22 protein-coding genes are annotated in these 19,679 nt (G+C 34.6%); all 22 read right to left on the reverse strand.

Annotated elements, in window-relative coordinates:
- Positions 1–94: 94 nt before the first annotated feature.
- The gene (locus RT261_RS10555; RefSeq protein WP_313132371.1) at positions 95–862 is read right to left on the reverse strand and encodes a FliA/WhiG family RNA polymerase sigma factor; all 768 of its coding nucleotides are present in this window, start codon (positions 860–862) and stop codon (positions 95–97) included.
- Between the two features lie 26 nt (positions 863–888).
- Positions 889–1,194 (reverse strand): hypothetical protein, encoded by a 306-nt coding sequence (locus RT261_RS10560; RefSeq protein ID WP_313132372.1) that lies wholly within the window; start codon positions 1,192–1,194, stop codon positions 889–891.
- A gap of 15 nt (positions 1,195–1,209) precedes the next feature.
- Entirely contained in the window at positions 1,210–1,695 is a 486-nt protein-coding gene (locus RT261_RS10565) for a chemotaxis protein CheD (RefSeq protein WP_313132373.1), read from the reverse strand.
- A 10-nt stretch (positions 1,696–1,705) separates the two neighbouring features.
- Positions 1,706–2,323 carry a chemotaxis protein CheC gene (locus RT261_RS10570; protein WP_313132374.1) on the reverse strand — a complete coding sequence of 206 codons (618 nt, stop codon included), beginning with the start codon at positions 2,321–2,323 and terminating at the stop codon, positions 1,706–1,708.
- 71 nt (positions 2,324–2,394) lie between these two features.
- Entirely contained in the window at positions 2,395–2,838 is a 444-nt protein-coding gene (locus RT261_RS10575) for a chemotaxis protein CheW (protein WP_313132376.1), read from the reverse strand.
- Between the two features lie 12 nt (positions 2,839–2,850).
- Positions 2,851–4,935, reverse strand: a complete 2,085-nt coding sequence (locus RT261_RS10580; protein ID WP_313132378.1) for a chemotaxis protein CheA — start codon at positions 4,933–4,935, stop codon at positions 2,851–2,853.
- 2 nt (positions 4,936–4,937) lie between these two features.
- Positions 4,938–6,062, reverse strand: coding sequence for a chemotaxis-specific protein-glutamate methyltransferase CheB (gene cheB, locus RT261_RS10585; RefSeq protein WP_313132379.1), 1,125 nt, complete (start codon positions 6,060–6,062; stop codon positions 4,938–4,940).
- A 1-nt stretch (position 6,063) separates the two neighbouring features.
- Positions 6,064–6,825, reverse strand: coding sequence for a flagellar brake protein (locus tag RT261_RS10590; RefSeq protein WP_313132381.1), 762 nt, complete (start codon positions 6,823–6,825; stop codon positions 6,064–6,066).
- Between the two features lie 3 nt (positions 6,826–6,828).
- Positions 6,829–7,701, reverse strand: coding sequence for a MinD/ParA family protein (locus RT261_RS10595; RefSeq protein ID WP_313132382.1), 873 nt, complete (start codon positions 7,699–7,701; stop codon positions 6,829–6,831).
- A complete protein-coding gene (flhF, locus tag RT261_RS10600; RefSeq protein WP_313132384.1) occupies positions 7,701–8,939 on the reverse strand; it encodes a flagellar biosynthesis protein FlhF in 1,239 nt (412 codons plus the stop codon). The genes RT261_RS10595 and flhF overlap by 1 nt, the downstream gene beginning before the upstream one ends.
- The gene (gene flhA, locus RT261_RS10605) at positions 8,939–10,972 is read right to left on the reverse strand and encodes a flagellar biosynthesis protein FlhA (protein ID WP_313132385.1); all 2,034 of its coding nucleotides are present in this window, start codon (positions 10,970–10,972) and stop codon (positions 8,939–8,941) included. The genes flhF and flhA overlap by 1 nt, the downstream gene beginning before the upstream one ends.
- Complete coding sequence (gene flhB / locus RT261_RS10610) at positions 10,969–12,147, reverse strand: flagellar biosynthesis protein FlhB (protein WP_313132386.1); 1,179 nt, start codon at positions 12,145–12,147, stop codon at positions 10,969–10,971. The genes flhA and flhB overlap by 4 nt, the downstream gene beginning before the upstream one ends.
- An 87-nt stretch (positions 12,148–12,234) precedes the next feature.
- Positions 12,235–13,002, reverse strand: coding sequence for a flagellar biosynthetic protein FliR (gene fliR, locus RT261_RS10615; protein ID WP_313132388.1), 768 nt, complete (start codon positions 13,000–13,002; stop codon positions 12,235–12,237).
- Positions 12,999–13,274, reverse strand: a complete 276-nt coding sequence (gene fliQ, locus RT261_RS10620) for a flagellar biosynthesis protein FliQ (protein WP_313132390.1) — start codon at positions 13,272–13,274, stop codon at positions 12,999–13,001. The genes fliR and fliQ overlap by 4 nt, the downstream gene beginning before the upstream one ends.
- A gap of 168 nt (positions 13,275–13,442) precedes the next feature.
- The gene (gene fliP / locus RT261_RS10625) at positions 13,443–14,318 is read right to left on the reverse strand and encodes a flagellar type III secretion system pore protein FliP (protein ID WP_313132392.1); all 876 of its coding nucleotides are present in this window, start codon (positions 14,316–14,318) and stop codon (positions 13,443–13,445) included.
- 15 nt (positions 14,319–14,333) lie between these two features.
- Positions 14,334–14,774: a flagellar biosynthetic protein FliO gene (locus RT261_RS10630; RefSeq protein ID WP_313132393.1), complete on the reverse strand. Its 441-nt coding sequence runs from the start codon at positions 14,772–14,774 to the stop codon at positions 14,334–14,336.
- Position 14,775: 1 nt separating this feature from the next.
- On the reverse strand, positions 14,776–15,138 hold the full coding sequence (locus RT261_RS10635; protein ID WP_313132395.1) for a response regulator: 363 nt from the start codon (positions 15,136–15,138) through the stop codon (positions 14,776–14,778).
- A gap of 32 nt (positions 15,139–15,170) precedes the next feature.
- On the reverse strand, positions 15,171–16,337 hold the full coding sequence (fliY, locus tag RT261_RS10640; RefSeq protein ID WP_313132396.1) for a flagellar motor switch phosphatase FliY: 1,167 nt from the start codon (positions 16,335–16,337) through the stop codon (positions 15,171–15,173).
- 5 nt (positions 16,338–16,342) lie between these two features.
- Positions 16,343–17,320, reverse strand: a complete 978-nt coding sequence (fliM, locus tag RT261_RS10645) for a flagellar motor switch protein FliM (RefSeq protein ID WP_313132398.1) — start codon at positions 17,318–17,320, stop codon at positions 16,343–16,345.
- Positions 17,321–17,390: 70 nt separating this feature from the next.
- A complete protein-coding gene (locus RT261_RS10650; RefSeq protein ID WP_313132399.1) occupies positions 17,391–17,906 on the reverse strand; it encodes a hypothetical protein in 516 nt (171 codons plus the stop codon).
- 115 nt (positions 17,907–18,021) lie between these two features.
- Complete coding sequence (locus RT261_RS10655) at positions 18,022–18,834, reverse strand: flagellar motor protein MotB (RefSeq protein ID WP_313132401.1); 813 nt, start codon at positions 18,832–18,834, stop codon at positions 18,022–18,024.
- A complete protein-coding gene (locus tag RT261_RS10660; protein ID WP_313132403.1) occupies positions 18,827–19,642 on the reverse strand; it encodes a motility protein A in 816 nt (271 codons plus the stop codon). The genes RT261_RS10655 and RT261_RS10660 overlap by 8 nt, the downstream gene beginning before the upstream one ends.
- Positions 19,643–19,679 lie beyond the last annotated feature (37 nt).

Genomic DNA, 19,679 nt, shown 5'->3' on the forward strand with positions numbered 1-19,679 from the left:
AGCAATACACTTTCTTCTTAATAATACTGAACGTATCTCCATGATATTTAATCGAAACATCATGAATTTTATATAAATAATGATGCTATGTTTCTTATACTCCTAGTAATACATCAAAGTTATTTCCTAATTTCAATCTCATTTTCTGTAAGGCCTTTGTATGTAATTGAGAAATCCTGGATTCCGAAACCTCCAGTATTGCACTGATTTCTCTTAAAGTTAACTCCTCATAATAGTACAATATGATTACTTTCTTTTCTTTTTCAGTCAATGATTCAAATGTTTTAGTCAATATTTCTTTTAATTCCTGTTTCTCCATAAACCGTTCCGGCGTGTCAAATTGGGTGCTTAAACTGGCCTCTGTTTTTACATCACTGCCCTGATCAATATATTCATCTAAAGAGAGGATATTTGTTAACTTGGTTTGATTTTGCCATGTATCCAATTCGTCTATTGTAATCTCTAATTCTTTTGCCACTTCTTCATCAGTAGCTATTCTTCCTTGCTCGGCTTCAATTTTATGGTATGCGGCATCCATTTTTCTTTGTTTTTGTCTTAAGGTTCTTGGTATCCAATCCATCTTCCGAATTTCGTCAATAATAGAGCCTCTGATTCGAAAGCTTGCATAAGTTTCGAATTTCACGCCTTTGCTATAATCAAACTTGTCAACAGCATCAATAAGGCCAAATATACCATATCCAACTAAATCGTCGTATTCTACATTACTTCCGAAATACATACTAAGGCGTCCTGCAACGATTTTAACTAGATTCGAATATTCCATTATAATCTTATCCCGGCCTTCGGTTGTTTTACATTTGCTATATTCTTCCCAAAGCTTTGCTCTATCTTCAGCATTCATACTAATACCCCTTTTGTACTCTAATTTTAGTCTTCAGTAATGCCCGCCTCATTTTTTGCTTCCTGACTATCTTGAGGTTCCCCAGATTCCATTACGGTTTCTGTCAATGATTCTTCTTGGGAAGAATCGTGAGTCTCCTCCATCCGTTTCTGATTGTCAGCTATTTTTCCAATAATCTTTTCTGCTATTTTACCGATTATATAGAAAATAAATAAGACAAGTAAAAGTCTTTTTAAACTAGCCAAAAGTTCCAATTTATAAACAATATTTAATATAATGGTGATTGCACCAGCAGTTAACATAACGGTAGGTGCTATATAACGTCTTTGCACTGTATCACCTTCTTCTTATATAATTTTTAATGGTTTACCTACGGACTTAACATGTAATTCACCTGTTTCTGGATAGAAAATGATAGTTCTACCATAATTAAGTCCGGTATCTTCTGCAAGAATACGTATTCCTAATTCATTTAATTTATTCTTGCTGGCTTCTATATTCCGGTCACCAATACGCAGCATGTCATTGTTATTGCTGAAAGCAAACATTTGGGCTCCACCTGCTATTTTAGCAGTAAGACGTCTACGGCAGGCACCTATTTTCTCCAGTTTTGCAATTAATACATCTATTCCTGTATCTGCGAATTTAGCAACGTTCTCATTGTTTCTTATTTTGGTGCTGTCAGGAAGCATGACATGTACCATGCCTGCTTTCTTGACAGCACTGTCATATAACACGATTCCTACACAGGAACCAAGACCCAGTGTGGTAATTGCATCCGGTGCAGCACACACATTTAAATCGGCCATTCCTACTTTAATTACTTCACTCATAACCCCTCACCTATAATCCTAAAGATTTCAGTATTACATTATAGGATTCTAGGGTAGGAATAAGAATAAAATAACCCTTAACATCAGATTCATCTTTTGAGAACTTTGTCTCAATCATTAGTGCCTTATCTCCTACTTTTCCAAATTCAATAGCAGGTACACTTAATATGGCTCCTGCCATATCAATAGACATATAAGGAATACTTGCATCAATCCTAATATTTATTAATGTTGATAAAGATGATAAATAAGCTCCTGAAATAATGTTCCCAATTTCTTGTAATGCTGATAGTTCTAATTCAGTAAAATCTTCAAATTGATTTATGGAACTTCCCATTAAAATATTTACCAAATGGTAAGCAGATTCTGTTTCCATTATGAACATCATCATTCCATTAACTTCACCTTCTAATTGAATTAAGATGCCCACAACAATGTTTTCTGCTCCGCCTACCATATCCGGAAGCTCTTTAAATTCCAGTAATGCAACTTCCGGTACACTCATATCCACTTTACCGTTAATCATCTTAGATAAAGCCGTAGTTGCATTACCAGCGCCAATATTACCTATTTCTTTTAGAACGTCAAATTGCATATTATCTATTTGATCCAAATTAATATTTGACATTGATAATCTCCATTCTGCCAAAACAAAGTGAATTGCTTCACAAATCACTGCGTACACTCATTCCTTACTCTTTAGTCATTAATGACTCCCTGGATATTCAGCAGTGATATTAAACCGTCTCCATGTTTACCCACACCGCTTAAATAACTATTCTTTTCATCCAATTCTGTATTTACTTTAGAAATCATACTTTCATCCAGAGTTACAACTTCTTTAACTTCATCAACAATAATTCCGATTGCTGATTGGGCATCTAATTTAACAATAATGATTCTGGTTGCATTGTCAAATTCATCTGGTTCTAAACCAAACTTTAAACGAATACTCATAACCGGTATGATTTCACCACGCAGATTAATAACACCTTTAAAATAATGCTGTGCTTTTGGTACCCTGGTGATTCTTTGCATTCTTACAATATTATCAATGTATTTGATGTCAATTCCATATTGTTCCTGACCAATATTTACAACAATATACTGTTTTGCCTCTAACGCTTTTATATTCTCTTCCATTGCAGACCCCTCCTAGACTAAAGTATTAACATCAAGAATTAAGGCTACTTCACCATCACCAAGAATGGTTGCACCACCAATAATTTTGTTATTGGTAATGTATTTACCGATAGACTTAATAACAATTTCTTGCTGTCCAATTAAATTATCAATTACTAATCCGGCTAATCTATCACCTTTTGATACAATAACTACTGTAAGGTTATCTGCCTCTTCATGATTGCTTTCAACATCTAACACTTTATCTAAGCGGATGATTGGAATAACATTTCCTCTAAGATTAATTACCTCTTTGGAATGCACATATTTTATTTCTGAAATTTTAACATCTTCAATTGTCTGAATGCTTCCCAGTGGTATGGCATATTTTTCCGTTCCCAGTTCTACCATAAGTGCCTGAATGATGGCTAATGTAAGAGGTAGACGAATAATAAAGTCACTGCCCGCTCCCAGTTTTGTATTGGCTTCAATATCGCCGCCAAGACTTTCAATCTTAGTCTTTACTACATCAAGTCCAACGCCTCTTCCTGAAACTTCGGAAATGGTATCTGCGGTAGAGAAACTCGGTCTGAATAATAAATCAATAGCATCTTTTTCTGACATCACATCTGCCTGTTCCTGAGTAAGAGTACCTTTTTCTACTGCCTTTCTCTTAACCTTCTCTACATTAATTCCGCCGCCATCGTCTCTGACTTCAATAACTACATTGTTACCATCCTGATATGCCTCAAGGAATATAGAACCAACCTCTGGTTTTCCTGCTGCAATTCTTTCCTTATTACTTTCTAGTCCATGATCTGCAGCATTACGTAATAAGTGCATCAGCGGATCACCGATTTCATCGATTACCGTTCTGTCAAGTTCTGTTTCTTCACCTGATATGTACAATTCCATCTTCTTATCTAATTTCTTAGATAAATCTCGAATCATTCTTGGGAAGCGGTTGGTTACACTTTCAATTGGCACCATTCTTACTTTCATTACAGACTCGTGAAGATTGGTAGTAACTCTTTCAAGATATTCTATTTGTTCATTAAAGCCAGACTCGCCTCTTGAATTTCCTTCTGAGCTGCTTATGGAAACAAGTCCATTCTTTGCAATGATTAATTCGCTGACCAAATTCATTAAAACATCCAGCTTTTCAATATCTACTCTAACAGAACGGTTAACCACCGGTTTGGAAGACTGCTTTGTGGATGCCCCGTTAGTCTTAGTATTACCCGTATCTTTGGATCCGCTTTTTTCCTGTTTATGGTTGTTATCATCTTCTGTTTCGTTAGCATCATCAGCTGACGGTTCCAATATCAGATTATCAATATAAACATCCTGTATTTCAGAAATATTAGAAATTGTCTTCTTAATATTTTCCAGACTTTCTTTGGTTAATAAAACCATACTGAAATCGAAATCAAATTTTTCATCTTCAATATCCTGAATGTCCGGCTGAGATTTAATTACTTCCCCCAAACCTTCCAGGGATTTAAATACTAAAAATGCTCTCGCTGCTTTTAAGATACAGGTTTCTTGTATGTATACCGTAATTCCAAATACATTCATACCAAGATCATATGCTTTCTCAATTGCTTTTCTTTCATAGCTTTGAATATTCAGATTTCTGAATTTTTCAACGCCGGAATCAGATTGTGCTGTAACCGCAGCAACAGCAGCAGCCTCAGGAACTGCTTTTCCTTGTTCCTTTGTTCCTTCCCCTAATCCGATGCTTAGAATTGTATTTAACTGGCTAATGATATCTTCATAATCTTCCGTACCTTCATCCGCACTTTCCTGAATATTACTCAGATATGCTTCTAATGCGTCTAATCCCTTGAATAAAACATCTACTAAATCAGCCGTAACTTTCATATTGCCATTACGAATTTCAGAGAATACATTTTCCATATCATGTGTTAAGCGCTGCATTCTCTTATATCCCATAGTTCCGGCCATACCTTTTAAAGAATGTGCCGCTCTGAATATTTCATTAATAGTTTCAACATTCTCTGGTTCTGTTTCCAGAATTAATAGCTGGTCGCTTAAACTTTGCAAATGTTCTTTCGTTTCATCAATAAAAATCTCTAAATATTGGCTTACGTCCATAATCAATCCCCCATGTTCTTTCGTATAGCGCCTGCGATTTGGTCCAAAGGTAATATTTCATTCACAAGTCCTGTTTCAGTAATTACTTTTGGCATTCCATAAACCGTACTGGTAGCTTCGTCTTGGGCTATTACGTAAATATTTTTTTTCTCATGTAATAATTTGATTCCACGGGTACCATCACTGCCCATACCGGTTAATACAACACATATTATTTCATCAAAGTCAGCATCTACTAAAGATTCATACATAATATCTGCACAGGGTCTTAAACCATTTCTTGCTTCTTCTTTTGTTATTGCAATTTTATGTATTCTACTTCCCTGATTCGTTAATCGCATATGATAGCCGCCTTTAGCCACATAAACTACACCTTTTTGCAGTATGTCATCTTGTTCGGCTTCTTTTACCTTTAACTTACTGGTCTCATTCAGACGATTTGCAAGTGAATGGGTAAAACCTTCCGGCATATGCTGTACGATTAGCACACTGCATGCCAAATCCGATGGTAACAAAGGTATAATTTTCTGAAGTGCCTTTGGTCCTCCGGTAGAACAAGCAATGGCTATTAATTTGTTCTTATTTTGCCCAGTAATTCCTTTACTTTTACTTTGATGATTATTTTTAATAACCGGCAGGGTCTGCTGCTTCGGATATGTTAGCTGAGTTTTCCAACTCTTGTCTGTTTCTTCTTCAATCAATGACTTTATAGAAGATTTAGAAGAATTGGTTGCTGCAGTAAGAGTATTAATGATTTTATCCCGAAAACGATTGCTTTTTACATCTAAAAAGCTTTCTGGTTTCGTTACAAAATCAAATGCACCTAGTTCTAAGGCCTGAATCGTTTCTTTGGCCCCCTCTTTTGCCACAGTACTCACAACAATGACAGCTGCATTGATTTTTCTTTTACCCAACTCTTTCAAGAATTCAATTCCACCCATAACCGGCATATTAATATCCAATAAAATGGCATCGAATTCTTCTTTATCCTGAATCAATAAATTAAGAGCTTCTAACCCGTTTGATACGATTTTAAAAACACAAAATCTAGTATCTGAGTTAATTATATCAGAAAGCACTCTTCTCATGAGTGCAGAGTCATCAACAATCAAAACTTTTTTTTGCATATCAGTCTAATCCCTTTTCTCTTTTTCTCTGGCGTCTTTCTTCTGCGAATATAAATTTAATTACAGCCTCCCGATCCTCTCTATTTATATCTGTAAACTGAACTCTATGCTCATAGAAACCTACTCTGTTTAGCATTTTTGAAGAAATAATAATTTTAGAAGGTATTTTTTTATTTTCAGCATTTGTATTAAGCGTTATGGACAAGATTATGTCTTCACCCGGTTCGTGTACCTGGTTTGAAACAAACTTGGCTCCGCCTCCACTTAAGTCTGTAATGGTACCTTCATACCAAATCTTTTTTAATGCCTCTAAACTCTCATAGTCCTTATCTTTTTCTTCCTCATCTATGTACGCAGTATTGTTAATCTTTTTCTCTAATATCTCTTCTTCTCTTGTTATTACATGATATAGAACATCAACAATACAATTTAAACGAAAATATTGTCTTCTTTGATTTTTTTCCAGCTCAGATGTGAACTGAACTTCCAATACATATATATGTTTAACCTTATAGCGATTCAAAATAACTGCATTGCATTGATAGGGTCCTTTACCAGTATAAAAAGAAATCGTATATTTTTCTCCAACAGACAAGGGAACAATATGACTTCTTTCTATTGGCATTGCTATTATAGCTTTATCATTATCAACAAGGTCAAGTAATTGGCTGATGTACATTTTACCTCTACCGGAAGTTGCATCCTCTGAATTTAGCCGCCTTAATTCAAGTTTATCCCCTATTGCTACAATATCTTTAATCATATGTCACCTCCTACTGTGAATCAAACCGGAAAATAGTTGTGAAATACTTTTTCTTTTCTGCTCTTCTTTTTTAATCTCACATAGTATATTCGAAAGATTGCATATAGCTTTTGTTGATTGCGAATTGGGATATAAAATAGAATATGGTTTTTGTTGTATAATAGCCTTAGGAACATTAGAGTCCTGTGGAATACTTCCCAAATACTCAATTTTAATATTCAGAAACTTATTAACAACTGCATTCAATTTATTAAATAATTCTTTGCCCTCAGAAGATGTTTCTACACGATTTGCAATTAATTTAATGGTAGAATTCATGGCAGAGAATTCTGGTTTTCTATTTAATGTTTTTAATAAGGCATAAGCGTCAGTTATAGATGTAGGTTCCGGAGTGGTAACCAATAAAGTTTCAGAACTTGCAATAACAAATTCTAAAACCATGTCATTGATACCAGCTCCGGTATCTATAATTATAACATCTGCAATGCTGTCTATTTCATCTAATTTGTGAGTTAAATCAATAATTTGGTTTCTGGAAATATGGTTTAATTCCTGTATTCCAGAACCACCGGATATAAATCCAATTCCCTTTGGACCTTCTGTTATAATGTCTTTTATCTCTTTGCCTTTGAATAATAAATCAGCTAAATTATATTTTGGACGGATTCCCAGCATAACCTCTACATTGGCTAAACCAAAATCCGCATCTAATATAATTACTCTTTTACCCAATCTGCTCATTTGAATAGCTAGATTAACAGAAATACTTGATTTACCGACTCCACCCTTACCGCTGGTGACAGTGATAACCCGGGCAACTTTTCTTGGTTGGCTTTGGCGTTTCATAATATTTCTTAATTGTTCTGCCTGATCCATTAATCACTGCCTCCTAGCAACTGCTTCGCCGTTTCTTGAGTATCTAACTTACCTATATCATCCGGTACATTTTGCCCCCAGGTTGTATAGGACAAATCAGCACCTGTCAGCATTCTAATATTAAGAACATTGCCTATGCTTCCGGTTTCATCTAATTTTGTAAATATTACTCTGTAGTTTGCTATCTCAGAATAAGCTTCTGTAATTCTAACTAAGTCTGCATATTTGGTAGTTGCACTCATCACTAAATAAACTTCTCTTACCTCTTCCTCTACAGAATGAATCAGCTGGTCTAAGTCCGTTCTTTGCTCTGGGCTCTTATGGGAACGTCCGGCAGTATCCACCAACACTACATCATAATCTTTAAATTCTTCTTTAGCTGTTTCCATTTCTTCCGGTGTATAAATTACCTGCATTGGTACACTAAGAATATTGGCATAAGTTCTTAGCTGCTCTACTGCTGCAATTCTATATGTATCTGAAGTAACCATAGCAACTTTTGCCTTCTTGCCTAATTTTAAAGTAGACGCAATTTTAGCAATGGTCGTTGTTTTTCCAACTCCGGTAGGTCCTATAAAAAATATGAACTTTGTCTTGTTATCCTCTAGTTCAATCGTTTTAGGCTGACCCAGTTTTAGAATGATTTTTTGATATACACTTGCCAATAAATTATCAAGAGTTGTATCCTTCTTATACTTGTTCTCAATTTCACCTAATATTTGATTCACAAACTTTTCATCTACTTCATTACTCAATAATTGGTTGTAAACCAATTGAATCAAAGAATGATTCTTATTCGCGTTTTCTTTTTCTTCTGCTCTAATTTCTTCTTTTTCCGCCCATTGTTTTGCGTAGGCTTCCTTTTCTTCTGGACGGGACTCATTCATCTGTTTCTCTAATAATTCTTGTAAACTATTCAGTTTTTTTTCAATAGCCGATGCTTCTACAGTAGTAGAGATTTTATCATCCTCCGGTACAATGTCAGATAAGCTATCCTTTACGTATGCACTAAACTTAGGTGATGTTTTCTCTGGAGCTGATTCCTTATTCTCAATGGACGATTGATTGGAATCGTCCATTGCAGCTGTAATTTCTACAGTGGGATTACGGAAAAGCTTATAGATACCCTTCGGTGTAATTGTTTTGATATTCATAACAATTGCATCTTTTCCCAACTCTTCTTTTGCAAGCATAATCGCTTCTGTTTCTGTATTTGCCTGAAACTTCTTTATTATCATTAAGCTGTCACCATCCCTACTGACTGTAATTCAACATTAGATTCAATCTCATTATAGGAAATAACGATTAAATCTTTAAAATAATCCTGTGTAAGTTTTTTAAAGTACATCCTTACAATGGGTGAAGTTATTATAATTGGATTCTTTCCGATATTCTCTAACTTCTGTATTTCTTCTTCAACTGAATGAATAATATCTTGTGTTTTTTCCGGATCTAAGGTTATATATGCCCCCTGCTCCGTTTGCTTTACAGAACCCATAATTTCTTGCTCTATTTTCGGATCTAACGTTACTACACTTGTAGTTTCTTTAGGTGGAAAATATTTGTTTGAAATAGCTCTTTTCAAGCTTTGTCTTACATACTCCGTTAAAACATCAGTATCTCTTGTAGTAGATGCATAATCTGCAAGAGTTTCAAAAACAGTAATCAAATCTCTGATAGAAATACCTTCTTTTAAAAGGTTTTGCAATACTTTTTGAATCTCTCCCACGCCTAATAACTTAGGAACTAATTCGGATATTAAAGTAGAATTGGCTTCCTGTACGTTGTTAATAAGATTCTGCACATCCTGTCTTGTAAGCAATTCATGTATATGACTGCGAATCACTTCTGTTAAGTGTGTTGCAATAATGGAAGGAGGATCCACAACCGTATAGCCTAAGGATTCCGCTCTTTCCCGCTGACTTTCCGTTATCCAAAGTGCCGGCAAATGGAAGGAAGGTTCGAAGGTAGGGATACCACTGATTTCATCTTCCACATAACCTGGATTCATTGCCATATAGTGATCAAATAGAATTTCGCCTTCACTTACAGCGATTCCTTTGATTTTAATTACATACTGATTGGGATTTAATTGAATGTTATCCCTTAAACGGATAATCGGAACTACACATCCCAATTCCAAGGCAATCTGCCTACGTATTAAAACAACACGGTCTAGCAGGTCACCACCCTGATTCACATCTGCTAAAGGAATGATACCATAACCGAATTCTAATTCGATTGGATCTACCTGTAACAATGAATTTACATTTTCCGGCTTTCGAATCTCATCTGTGGAACCTTCTTCTAAAGCCACCTGTTCTTCAATACTATGTACTTCCATTTTACCGGCAATTACTCTTCCTGTCACAATAAATATAACACCATAGGTAGAAAATACAACGACATTTAATGGAGTTGCAATTCCAAGAAAGATAAGACTGCCTCCTACAACGTACAATACTTTCGGGATAGAGAAAAGCTGTTTTACTAACAAGTCACCAATATCTGCATCTTTAGATACCTTGGTTACCAGAATACCGGTTGCCAAAGAAATCATTAAAGATGGAATCTGGTTTACTAAACCATTACCAATAGTAAGTAGGGAATACATACTAAATGCTTCACCAGCAGCTGTTCCATTTCTCGTCATTTCCATAATCATACCACCAGCTAAATTAATGATGGTAATTATAAGTCCGGCAATGGCATCACCTTTTACATACTTGGTAGCACCGTCCATAGAACCAAAGAAGTTTGATTCTTCCTGAATCTTTTCTCTTCGTTCACGGGCCTGTGTATCATTGATTGCACCTGTATTTAAGTCTGCATCTATAGCCATCTGCTTACCAGGCATCGCATCCAGTGTGAATCTTGCAGTTACTTCCGCAACTCTTTCAGAACCTTTGTTAATAACCATAAATTGCACTAACAGCAAGATTATAAATACTATAATACCTAAGACTGCATCTCCGCCACCTACGAATTCTCCGAAGGTTCTTACAACGTTACCCGGATTACCATTTTTAAGAATTAATTTTGTGGAAGAAACATTTAAAGAAATACGAAATACCGTAGTAAATAATAGAATAGTGGGGAAAGTAGACATATTTAATACTTCCCTTGAAAATAAAGCATTAAATAAAATAACCATTGATACTGCTAAATTAAATGCCAACAAAACATCCAATATAATAGAAGGCAATGGTACGATTAGAAATACAATTGCTGCCAATATATATAAACCAATAGCTAAATCGGTTTTTTTCATTTGTGACTACCCCCTTTTAAACTATACACATATGCTAAAACCTCTGCTGTCATCTGATACAGCTCCGGTGGAATTTCATTTCCAACTTCAACATTATAATACAACATTCTTGCAAGCGGTTTATTCTCCACAATCTCAATCTCGTTCTCTCTCGCAACAGTTTTGATTCTTTCGGCTAGAAAGTCAGCACCTTTCGCCAATAGAATAGGCGCTTCTGCCGCATCTTTATCATATTTTATGGCTGCCGCAAAATGTGTTGGGTTTGTAATAACTACGTCCGCTTCCGGCAAGCGCTGCATCATTCTTCTTTGGGAAGCCTCCCTCATCTTACTTTTAATACGGCTTTTAATCTGGGGATCCCCTTCTGTTTGTTTATACTCATCTTTTATTTCTTGTTTAGTCATCATCATGTCTCTTTTAAATTTAAACTTTTGGTAGAAATAATCTGCAAGTCCGATTATCAAAAATAGCATACTGATATTAAGACCTAAATCAATAACAATAGAACCAATTAAAACAATGGCTTGTTCCAAATCCATTTCATATAATTTTAAAAACGTAGTACTATAATCTTTTAAGGCATCAAAAGCCAAATAAGCAATAACAAAAATTTTTAAAACAGATTTAATTAATTCTACTATTTTTTCCTTTGAAAAAATTTTGCTAAACCCCTTAATTGGGTTTATTTTACTAAACTTTGGTTGCAACAGTTTTCCCGAGACTTTCCATTTCACCTGAACCAGGTCCACTGCAAAGGTTACAACAAAAGCCGCAATAAAAAGGGGAAGACATATTTTTAATATGGTCAGAATAGACTCCCTTAAAAGCAAAGTTGCAGTAACCGTATTGAATTCTTCACCTGATATCTTGTCAATATTCCCGTATACCAGATTAAAAGTATCAAAAAATCCTTTTCCAATATAGCCTATAAACATCTTTATGGAATAAAACAAGGCAATCAAAGAAGCAGCCGTAACTAATTCTACACTTTTTGCAACCTGTCCCTCTTTCCTGGCATCGGTTAATTTCTTCGGTGTAGCTGCTTCTGTTTTTTCTCCGCCCGGACCATCTTTTGCAAAAAATTGCAGATTGTAAGAGAAGCTATGTCTTGATGATAAATTATGATGATATGTACGATTGCCCCATTGGTATAATGATTTCAAATTACTGTCCATCATAACTTCTCCAATTCATATCTTATTTTAATCTATTTTTTAATAATAAAGCTATGTAGCGGAATCTCTGAATATTTCAAAACATAATTAACGTAATCCTTCTATGGCAGAACGCATCATAAAAATCATTTCATCAAAAATAAACTCTGCCACTCTGGGTGTCAAGCCTACAACCAGGAACAAAACAGCTAATCCCACAAATATTTTAAGCTGAATACCAATAACAAACATATTCATTTGGGGTGCAACTTTAGCCAGTATTGCTAAAATGACATTCAAAATTAACGTAGCCGCAAAGACAGGCAAAATAATCCGAAATCCAATAATAAAATATTCCTTTATAAACTCAACCATCAGTAAGTATAGATTGGGACTAAAATGTGCCCCTCCTATCGGAACAATCTTAAAAGCATCGGCAAATGCAATGATTAAATAATGATGTAGATTTGTCACCATCATAATTAACATTACTATATAAGAATAATAATTACTGGTGATGGTAGTCTGAATATTAGAAACCGGATCAAATTCATTAACCATAGCAAAACCAATTTCCATATCCATCATTTGTCCTGCGAATGCCAAAATATAGTAACAAATATTAGTGAAAAATCCTAGTATAATACCAACTAAAGCTTCACTAATTAATAAACCTGCAAATCCAATTACCCCTTGGTAAGCTAAATCAGGTATTGGAACTACCTCATATAATACTAAGGCAAAGAAAAACGAAAAACCTGCTTTCACTTTTCGAGGCACGTTTTTTAAATTAAAAAATGGTGCTACATAGATAAATGCTGTTATCCTCACTAGTATCAGCAAAAAAGCTTCTAAATGATCTGCTTGAACTGTCATAGGTTCTGAATATAGTAACTGAAATTCGTAATCAAATTAATTGCAAAATCCTTCACTTCCGTAAGAATCCAATTTCCAAAAAGCATTAATATTAAGAATACAGCAATCAGTTTAGGAACAAATGTGAGGGTTTGTTCTTGAATGGAAGTTACAGTTTGCAGTATGCTAATTATTAGACCGATAACTAAGGAGGCAATTAACATAGGTGCTGATGCTTTTATAATAAGCCACAACGTACCCCTAGCAATATCTATTATAATATTTTCATTCATGAAAAACCTCCCTGTTACATATGGTACTTTTAAATATAGGTTTCGCTTATTGATTTTACTTAACTTCAATAACCGCTATCCTACCTTAGTCTTTTTTAATGTAAATTATTTATTGTGCTATTTTCTAGTTATATAAACATTTCATACAACTGATTATATTTATGTAAGTTAATAGAAGGTCTTTACCAACTCTCCAATAATTAATCCCCATCCATCTATTAATATAAATAATAGTATTTTAAATGGCATAGATATAGTAGTTGGAGGAAGCATCATCATACCCATAGACATTAGTGTGGAAGCCACAACCATATCAATTACAATAAATGGTATGTAGATTAAGAAACCTATAATAAATGCGATTCTTAATTCACTGATAATAAAAGAAGGAATTAAAACCGTTATTGGTATTTCTTTAAAATCGTCAACAGGACCAATTTCTGCAATATCCATAAATAATTTTAAATCTTTGGGTTTTACCTGTTTCAACATAAAATCACGAAGTGGTTCTATACCCGCGTCAATAGCTTCTTCGGTTGTAATTTCCTCCCGCTGTAACGGCTGTATCGCTTTATTATTAATCTGTGTAAACACCGGTGACATAATAAATATGGTAAGGAATAATGCCAGTCCTATAAGTACTTGATTTGGCGGTGTGGTTTGTGTTCCTAACGCAGACCTAACAAAATGCATAACAATCAGAATACGGGTAAAGGATGTTACCATAATCAATATAGCAGGTGCTAATGAAATAATCGTTAATAACAGTAAAATCTGTAGTGTTGCTGATAACCCATTACTTTCTGAACCTGTATCAAGATTAAATTGAAAAGGTCCAATTGCACCTGTAATATCTACTGCCCCATCATCTTCTTTAGCAGTGTCCTTTTTATTGGTAGTTTCTGTTGACCTGTTATCATTAATATTCGTAGCAGATACCTTCATTGGTGCAATAAAAATAAAGGTTAATATACATAACACAACAAATAAGATTCCACTAATTTTTGTCGCGTTTCTTAATTGCTTTTTTATATATGTACTCATGAATACCAACCTTTACTAGTTATTTTTATTATCTTGAGAAGCATCATCATATTGCTGATTCTCAGGATTGTGTTTTATATTTGGGGAAAAGATATTGTTTTGCCGGTTCGTAATCTTTGACATAACATCTGAAAAGCTCATTTTACTATGAACCATTTGGTCTAAGTTTAAAATTTCATCTTCTTCTAATTCAGTGATAAAATTCACATTATCCTTACTAATTGCTAAAACAATATATCTGGTTCCCACTTTTACTAACTGTAAATATTTATTCTGGGTTATTCTATAAGTTTCAATCACATGAAAGTTACTGTTTTTTGTTTGATTTAATTTAACCCCACCCACAATTTTGGTGGTCAAATAAGTGGCTCCTAGAATAAATATAAATAGTATGAATACACCTACTAATTGCCATCCACTGGACAATTCCGATGTTCTTGTTGATAATATACCCATTTTAACCAACCGCTTTTTTTACTGCTTCAAGAACTCTATCTGCCTGGAAAGGCTTTACTATGAAGTCTTTTGCTCCTGACTGAATAGATTCTATAACCATTGCCTGTTGTCCCATTGCAGAACACATAATAATATTCGCACTTGGATCTGTTGCTTTTATTTTCTTTAATGCCTGGATACCATCCATTTCCGGCATTGTAATATCCATCATAACTAAGTCCGGTTTTGTTTCTGTATATTTTTCAACTGCCTTTACACCATTTTCAGCTTCCCCTGCGATGGTGTAACCATTCTTTGTTAAAATATCCTTAATCATCATTCTCATAAAAGCAGCATCATCACAAATTAAAATACTCTTTGCCATTTTTAAATCTCCTATCCTATTAATTTTGTAATTTATTTAATAATCTCTGTCACTCTTATACCAAAGGAATCTTCAATTACCACTACTTCACCTTTAGCTACAAATTTTCCATTTACTAAAACATCAATAGGTTCACCTGCAAGTTTATTTAACTCAATAATTGTACCAGGTGTAAAATCAAGTATATCTTTTATAGATTTACTTGTTCTACCAAGTTCTACGGTCACCTCTAATGGAACATCCATTAAAAGGTTAATATTCTCCGGTTGAACCACTGGCGCCACACCTGCAGTAAATGGCTGAAACTGTGCCGGTTGAACATTCACATCTTGCATCATTGGCATCATATTATTCACTCCCCTAGTTATATTCTGCATGCCTTGCATATTTTGCGTTGTTGGTGTTCCTTGATCTGGCTGCATCATTTGTTCTATATTCATCCCTGCATCATCATCTTGAGTTACATTTGCAGTTACAGATGATGTTTGCACCGCCTTATTTTCGTTATTCGGCTGCTTGTCCTTTACAAACTTATTATATATATCCCTTGCAAAGTCAAATGGGTATAACTGCATTAATTCACTATCAACAAGGTCACCAATTTCCATCTTAAAAGCTACTTTTACGAATAAATTCTTTAAAAATGGAGCAACATCTTCAGCGTCGATGGTGTCATTTAGATCCACAATCTTAGCCTCTGGCGGACTGATGTCCACTCTCTTTTCTAATAGAGAAGATATTGAAGTGGAAGCAGAACCCATCATTTGATTCATCGCTTCACTGATTGCACTTAAATGTAATTCTGATAAATCACCATCTGTATTTGTGCCATCTCCACCCATCATTAAGTCAGTAATGATTTTAACATCTCTTTCCTTTAAAATCAGAATATTGTTCCCATCCAGACCATCTTTATAATAAATTTGTATGAAAACACAAGGTCTGTCATAGGTATCTGCTAAATCACTCCAAGTTGCATAGGACACAACAGGTGTTGTTATAACAACCTTTTGATTTACCAAAGAAGATAAAGTGGTTGCTGCCGTCCCCATGCTAATATTAGATATTTCCCCAATTGCATCTTTCTCAGCATCTGTTAAGGAATCTGCTTGTGTATTTACTTTTTTATCACTATCATCAGAAGAACTCATGCCGTTTAGTAATGCATTAATCTCTTCCTGAGATAACATTCCATCCATAAATTCTACTCCTCTCTTATAATTGATGAAATTTTAACTGCATAGGAGTCTGAAGCAGCTCCTGGTAGAGCTGAAAACTTGTTTATGTTTCCAACATAAACATTTAACTCATCCTCAAGTTTTGTATTAAGCTTGATAATATCACCGCATTGTAGGCCCATAAAATCATTCACCGAAATAGTACTCTTACCAAGAACCGCTCTGATTGGAACCCTTGCTCTGGATATGGCAACTTCAATGAAATCTCTATAGGTTTTATCATCCTTTGTCTGCATTGTGGAAAACCAGAATTTAGTATTTAACTTATCAATCACACTTTCAAGGCAAACATAAGGAAGACAAACATTCATCATTCCTTCCACATTACCAATCTTTATGTTCATAGTAACGATGGATGTCATTTCGCTAGGCGCTATAATCTGGGCAAATTGAGAGTTGGTTTCAATTCTTATTAATCTAGGTTCTACTTCCACCACATTACTCCACGGTTCGCTTAGTAAAGACGTAAATAAATTAAAAAGTCTTTCAATAATCGTTAACTCTATCTCAGTAAACTCTCTTGCTTTTTCCAGTGGATTACCACCACCGCCAAGCATTCTGTCTACAATGGCATAACCTAGATTATCAGCTAATTCAATAATAATATTTCCTTCTAAAGGCGCAAAATCAATGATTCCTAATAAAACCGGATTAGATAATGCATTGGTAAACTCTGAATATGTAACAGCTTCCGAATTCATCACTTCAACTTGAACATTTTTCCTTACGTAGCCGGGTAAATGGGTTGAAAGTAATCTTCCGTAATGCTCAAATATATTTTCTAAGGTTCTTAAATGTTCTTTAGAAAACTTGGATGGTCTTGCAAAGTCATAATTCTTAATTTGCTTTTCACCACTGTCTTTCATATCATCTGCGTCCAGTTCACCGCTGTTTATTGCCTTTAGTAGGTTATCTATCTCGTTTTGAGATAAGACATCACCCATTATCACTACCTCCCAAGTTCTTTCTAGTAATTATAATATCATACTTTTTCCATAAAATCATCAAAATATTTTATTCTACGAGGGTTTCCCCTAAAGATAATCCGACAATAAAATCAGAATTGTATATTTCTTCTTGTAATCTTCTTAGGATTTCTGATTTAATAGCTTCTTTATTATCCATAACAGCATCTACTGTATATTTTGAGAATTCATCTGATATGATTTCTTTGATAGTGCTTTGGCCTGTCTCTATTATAGGCTTTAATTTAGTGTAATCTGTTGATTTCTTATTAATGGATATGGATACAGAAGATACTAAAGCGTAATGATTTTTTGAATCATTTTCGTTTCTTTTTAAGGTAATCGTTATATCATCTATTGAATAATTTTCTATATCTTCAATCTTAACTTGATTTTTCGAATTATCCTTAGATTCCAGCTCTAAATCAACCACAGAGGCTACTTTAGAAATCAAATTGTTAGTACGGGTTGCGGTAGGTACGACTGCAAAAACGATAACTGCTCCTAATATAACATTTAAAATACCTACTGCTAAGATAATAATAGATAACATGTTCTTTTTCATTGGTATACCGTGCCTTTCCTAGCTTTCGTTTTTTCTAGCAAAGCGTTTGACCTTGCTCACAATACATTCATGCTCTTATTACGTTATAGTTTTTTTGCCTTTTTATAAACATGTATTATTGTCCAACATCGTTATATATTTTAATTTCAACACGACGGTTTTTGGCTCTGCCTTCCTCTGTGGAATTGCTTGCCACCGGATCATATTCTCCTCTGCCTGTCCAGCTTAAAGTCGCAGGGCTTAATCCCTTTTTCTCAATCAGGTAGGTGGCTGCATTTAGTGCTCTAGCTGATGATAACCAATTATTACTTTCATATTTACTATTACGAATAGGAACATTATCTGTATGGCCTTCCAGTTCAATTTTGTAATCGTCATAAACTTTTAATATATCACCGACTTTACTAAATAACTGTAATGCATCTGCCTTAATTTTTGCTTCGCCGGAGTCAAATAATATGGAACCACTCAATGATAATTTTACATAATTAAAATTGGGATCAATACTGATTTCCATATCGTCATTGACTTTATATTTTTCAGATAAATCGGCCAACTCATCATACATAGTTTCCGAAACTTCCTTTTTTTCTTCCAGTAGTTTCATATCTAACTCATTCGTTGAGTCTGAATTTCCACCAGTTTCTTTGGACGCTTCTCCCATGGTATCTTCATACTCACCAAGGTTGTCCATTTGTTTTATACCAGTAGAAATTAACTGACCTTCCTTTATGGCAGATCCTCCGCCTTGAAGTATACTGAAATTATTTGATAAAGAAGCCGCAATTTGCTCATATTTCTCTGCGTCTATATTAGAGGAAGCAAATAGTAAAACGAAAAAGCAAAGCAAAAGATTCATTAAATCCGCGAATGTATTCAGCCAGGGAGCTCCTGCGCTTGGTTCTTCGCTCTTCTTTTGTCTAGGCATTCTCTTCACCGCCTTCATTTAGTTCATATTCTGAACGAACTGCTGGTTTTAAGAAAGATTTTAATTTTTCTTCAATAACTCTAGGATTTTCACCGGCCTGTATGGAAAGAAGACCTTCTACAACTACTTCTTTCATCATGATTTCCCCGGCATTCTTAATTCTTAGCTTATTAAGAACAGGGATACATATCCAGTTAGCCAATACGGAACCATAAAAGGTTGTTACTAAAGCAACAGCCATATTAGGTCCAATAGTTGCCACATCATTTAAGTCTTTTAACATGTTTATAAGACCGATTAATGTACCTATCATACCCCAGGCAGGACCCATAGCTGATAACTTATCCCAGAAACCGATTACATCATTGTGTCTTCCTTCAATGCAGTTTAATTCGGTTTCTAAAATGCTTCGAACCAATTCCGGATCGGTACCGTCTACAATTAATAAAATACCTTTTTTTAAGAATTCATCTTCAATTCCATTAGCTGTTTCTTCCAGTGCCAAAAGTCCTTCTTTTCTTGCAACATTGGATAAAGCTATAATATTCTGAATCGTCTCCATTTCGTTAGAGGGAAGATTCTTAAAGATTAAACGAAAAGAAGATAGTTTCTCAATATAGGATCTTAAACTTGGTTCCATAGTCATTAACGTTGTAAAGGAACCACCAAATGTAATTAATATAGAAGGAATATCCCAAAAGTTTGTTAATAATGACATGTCTAAGCTTTTTGTTGTCATTACAAATACAATACCAAATACCATTAAAGCAAAACCACTTACTATTCCTAATAATGACGCGATATTCAAAATAGTCACCTACCTAACTTAGTCTTTTGTACTTATA

This window comes from Anaerocolumna sp., assembly GCF_032079385.1.
GTDB lineage: Bacteria > Bacillota > Clostridia > Lachnospirales > Lachnospiraceae > Anaerocolumna.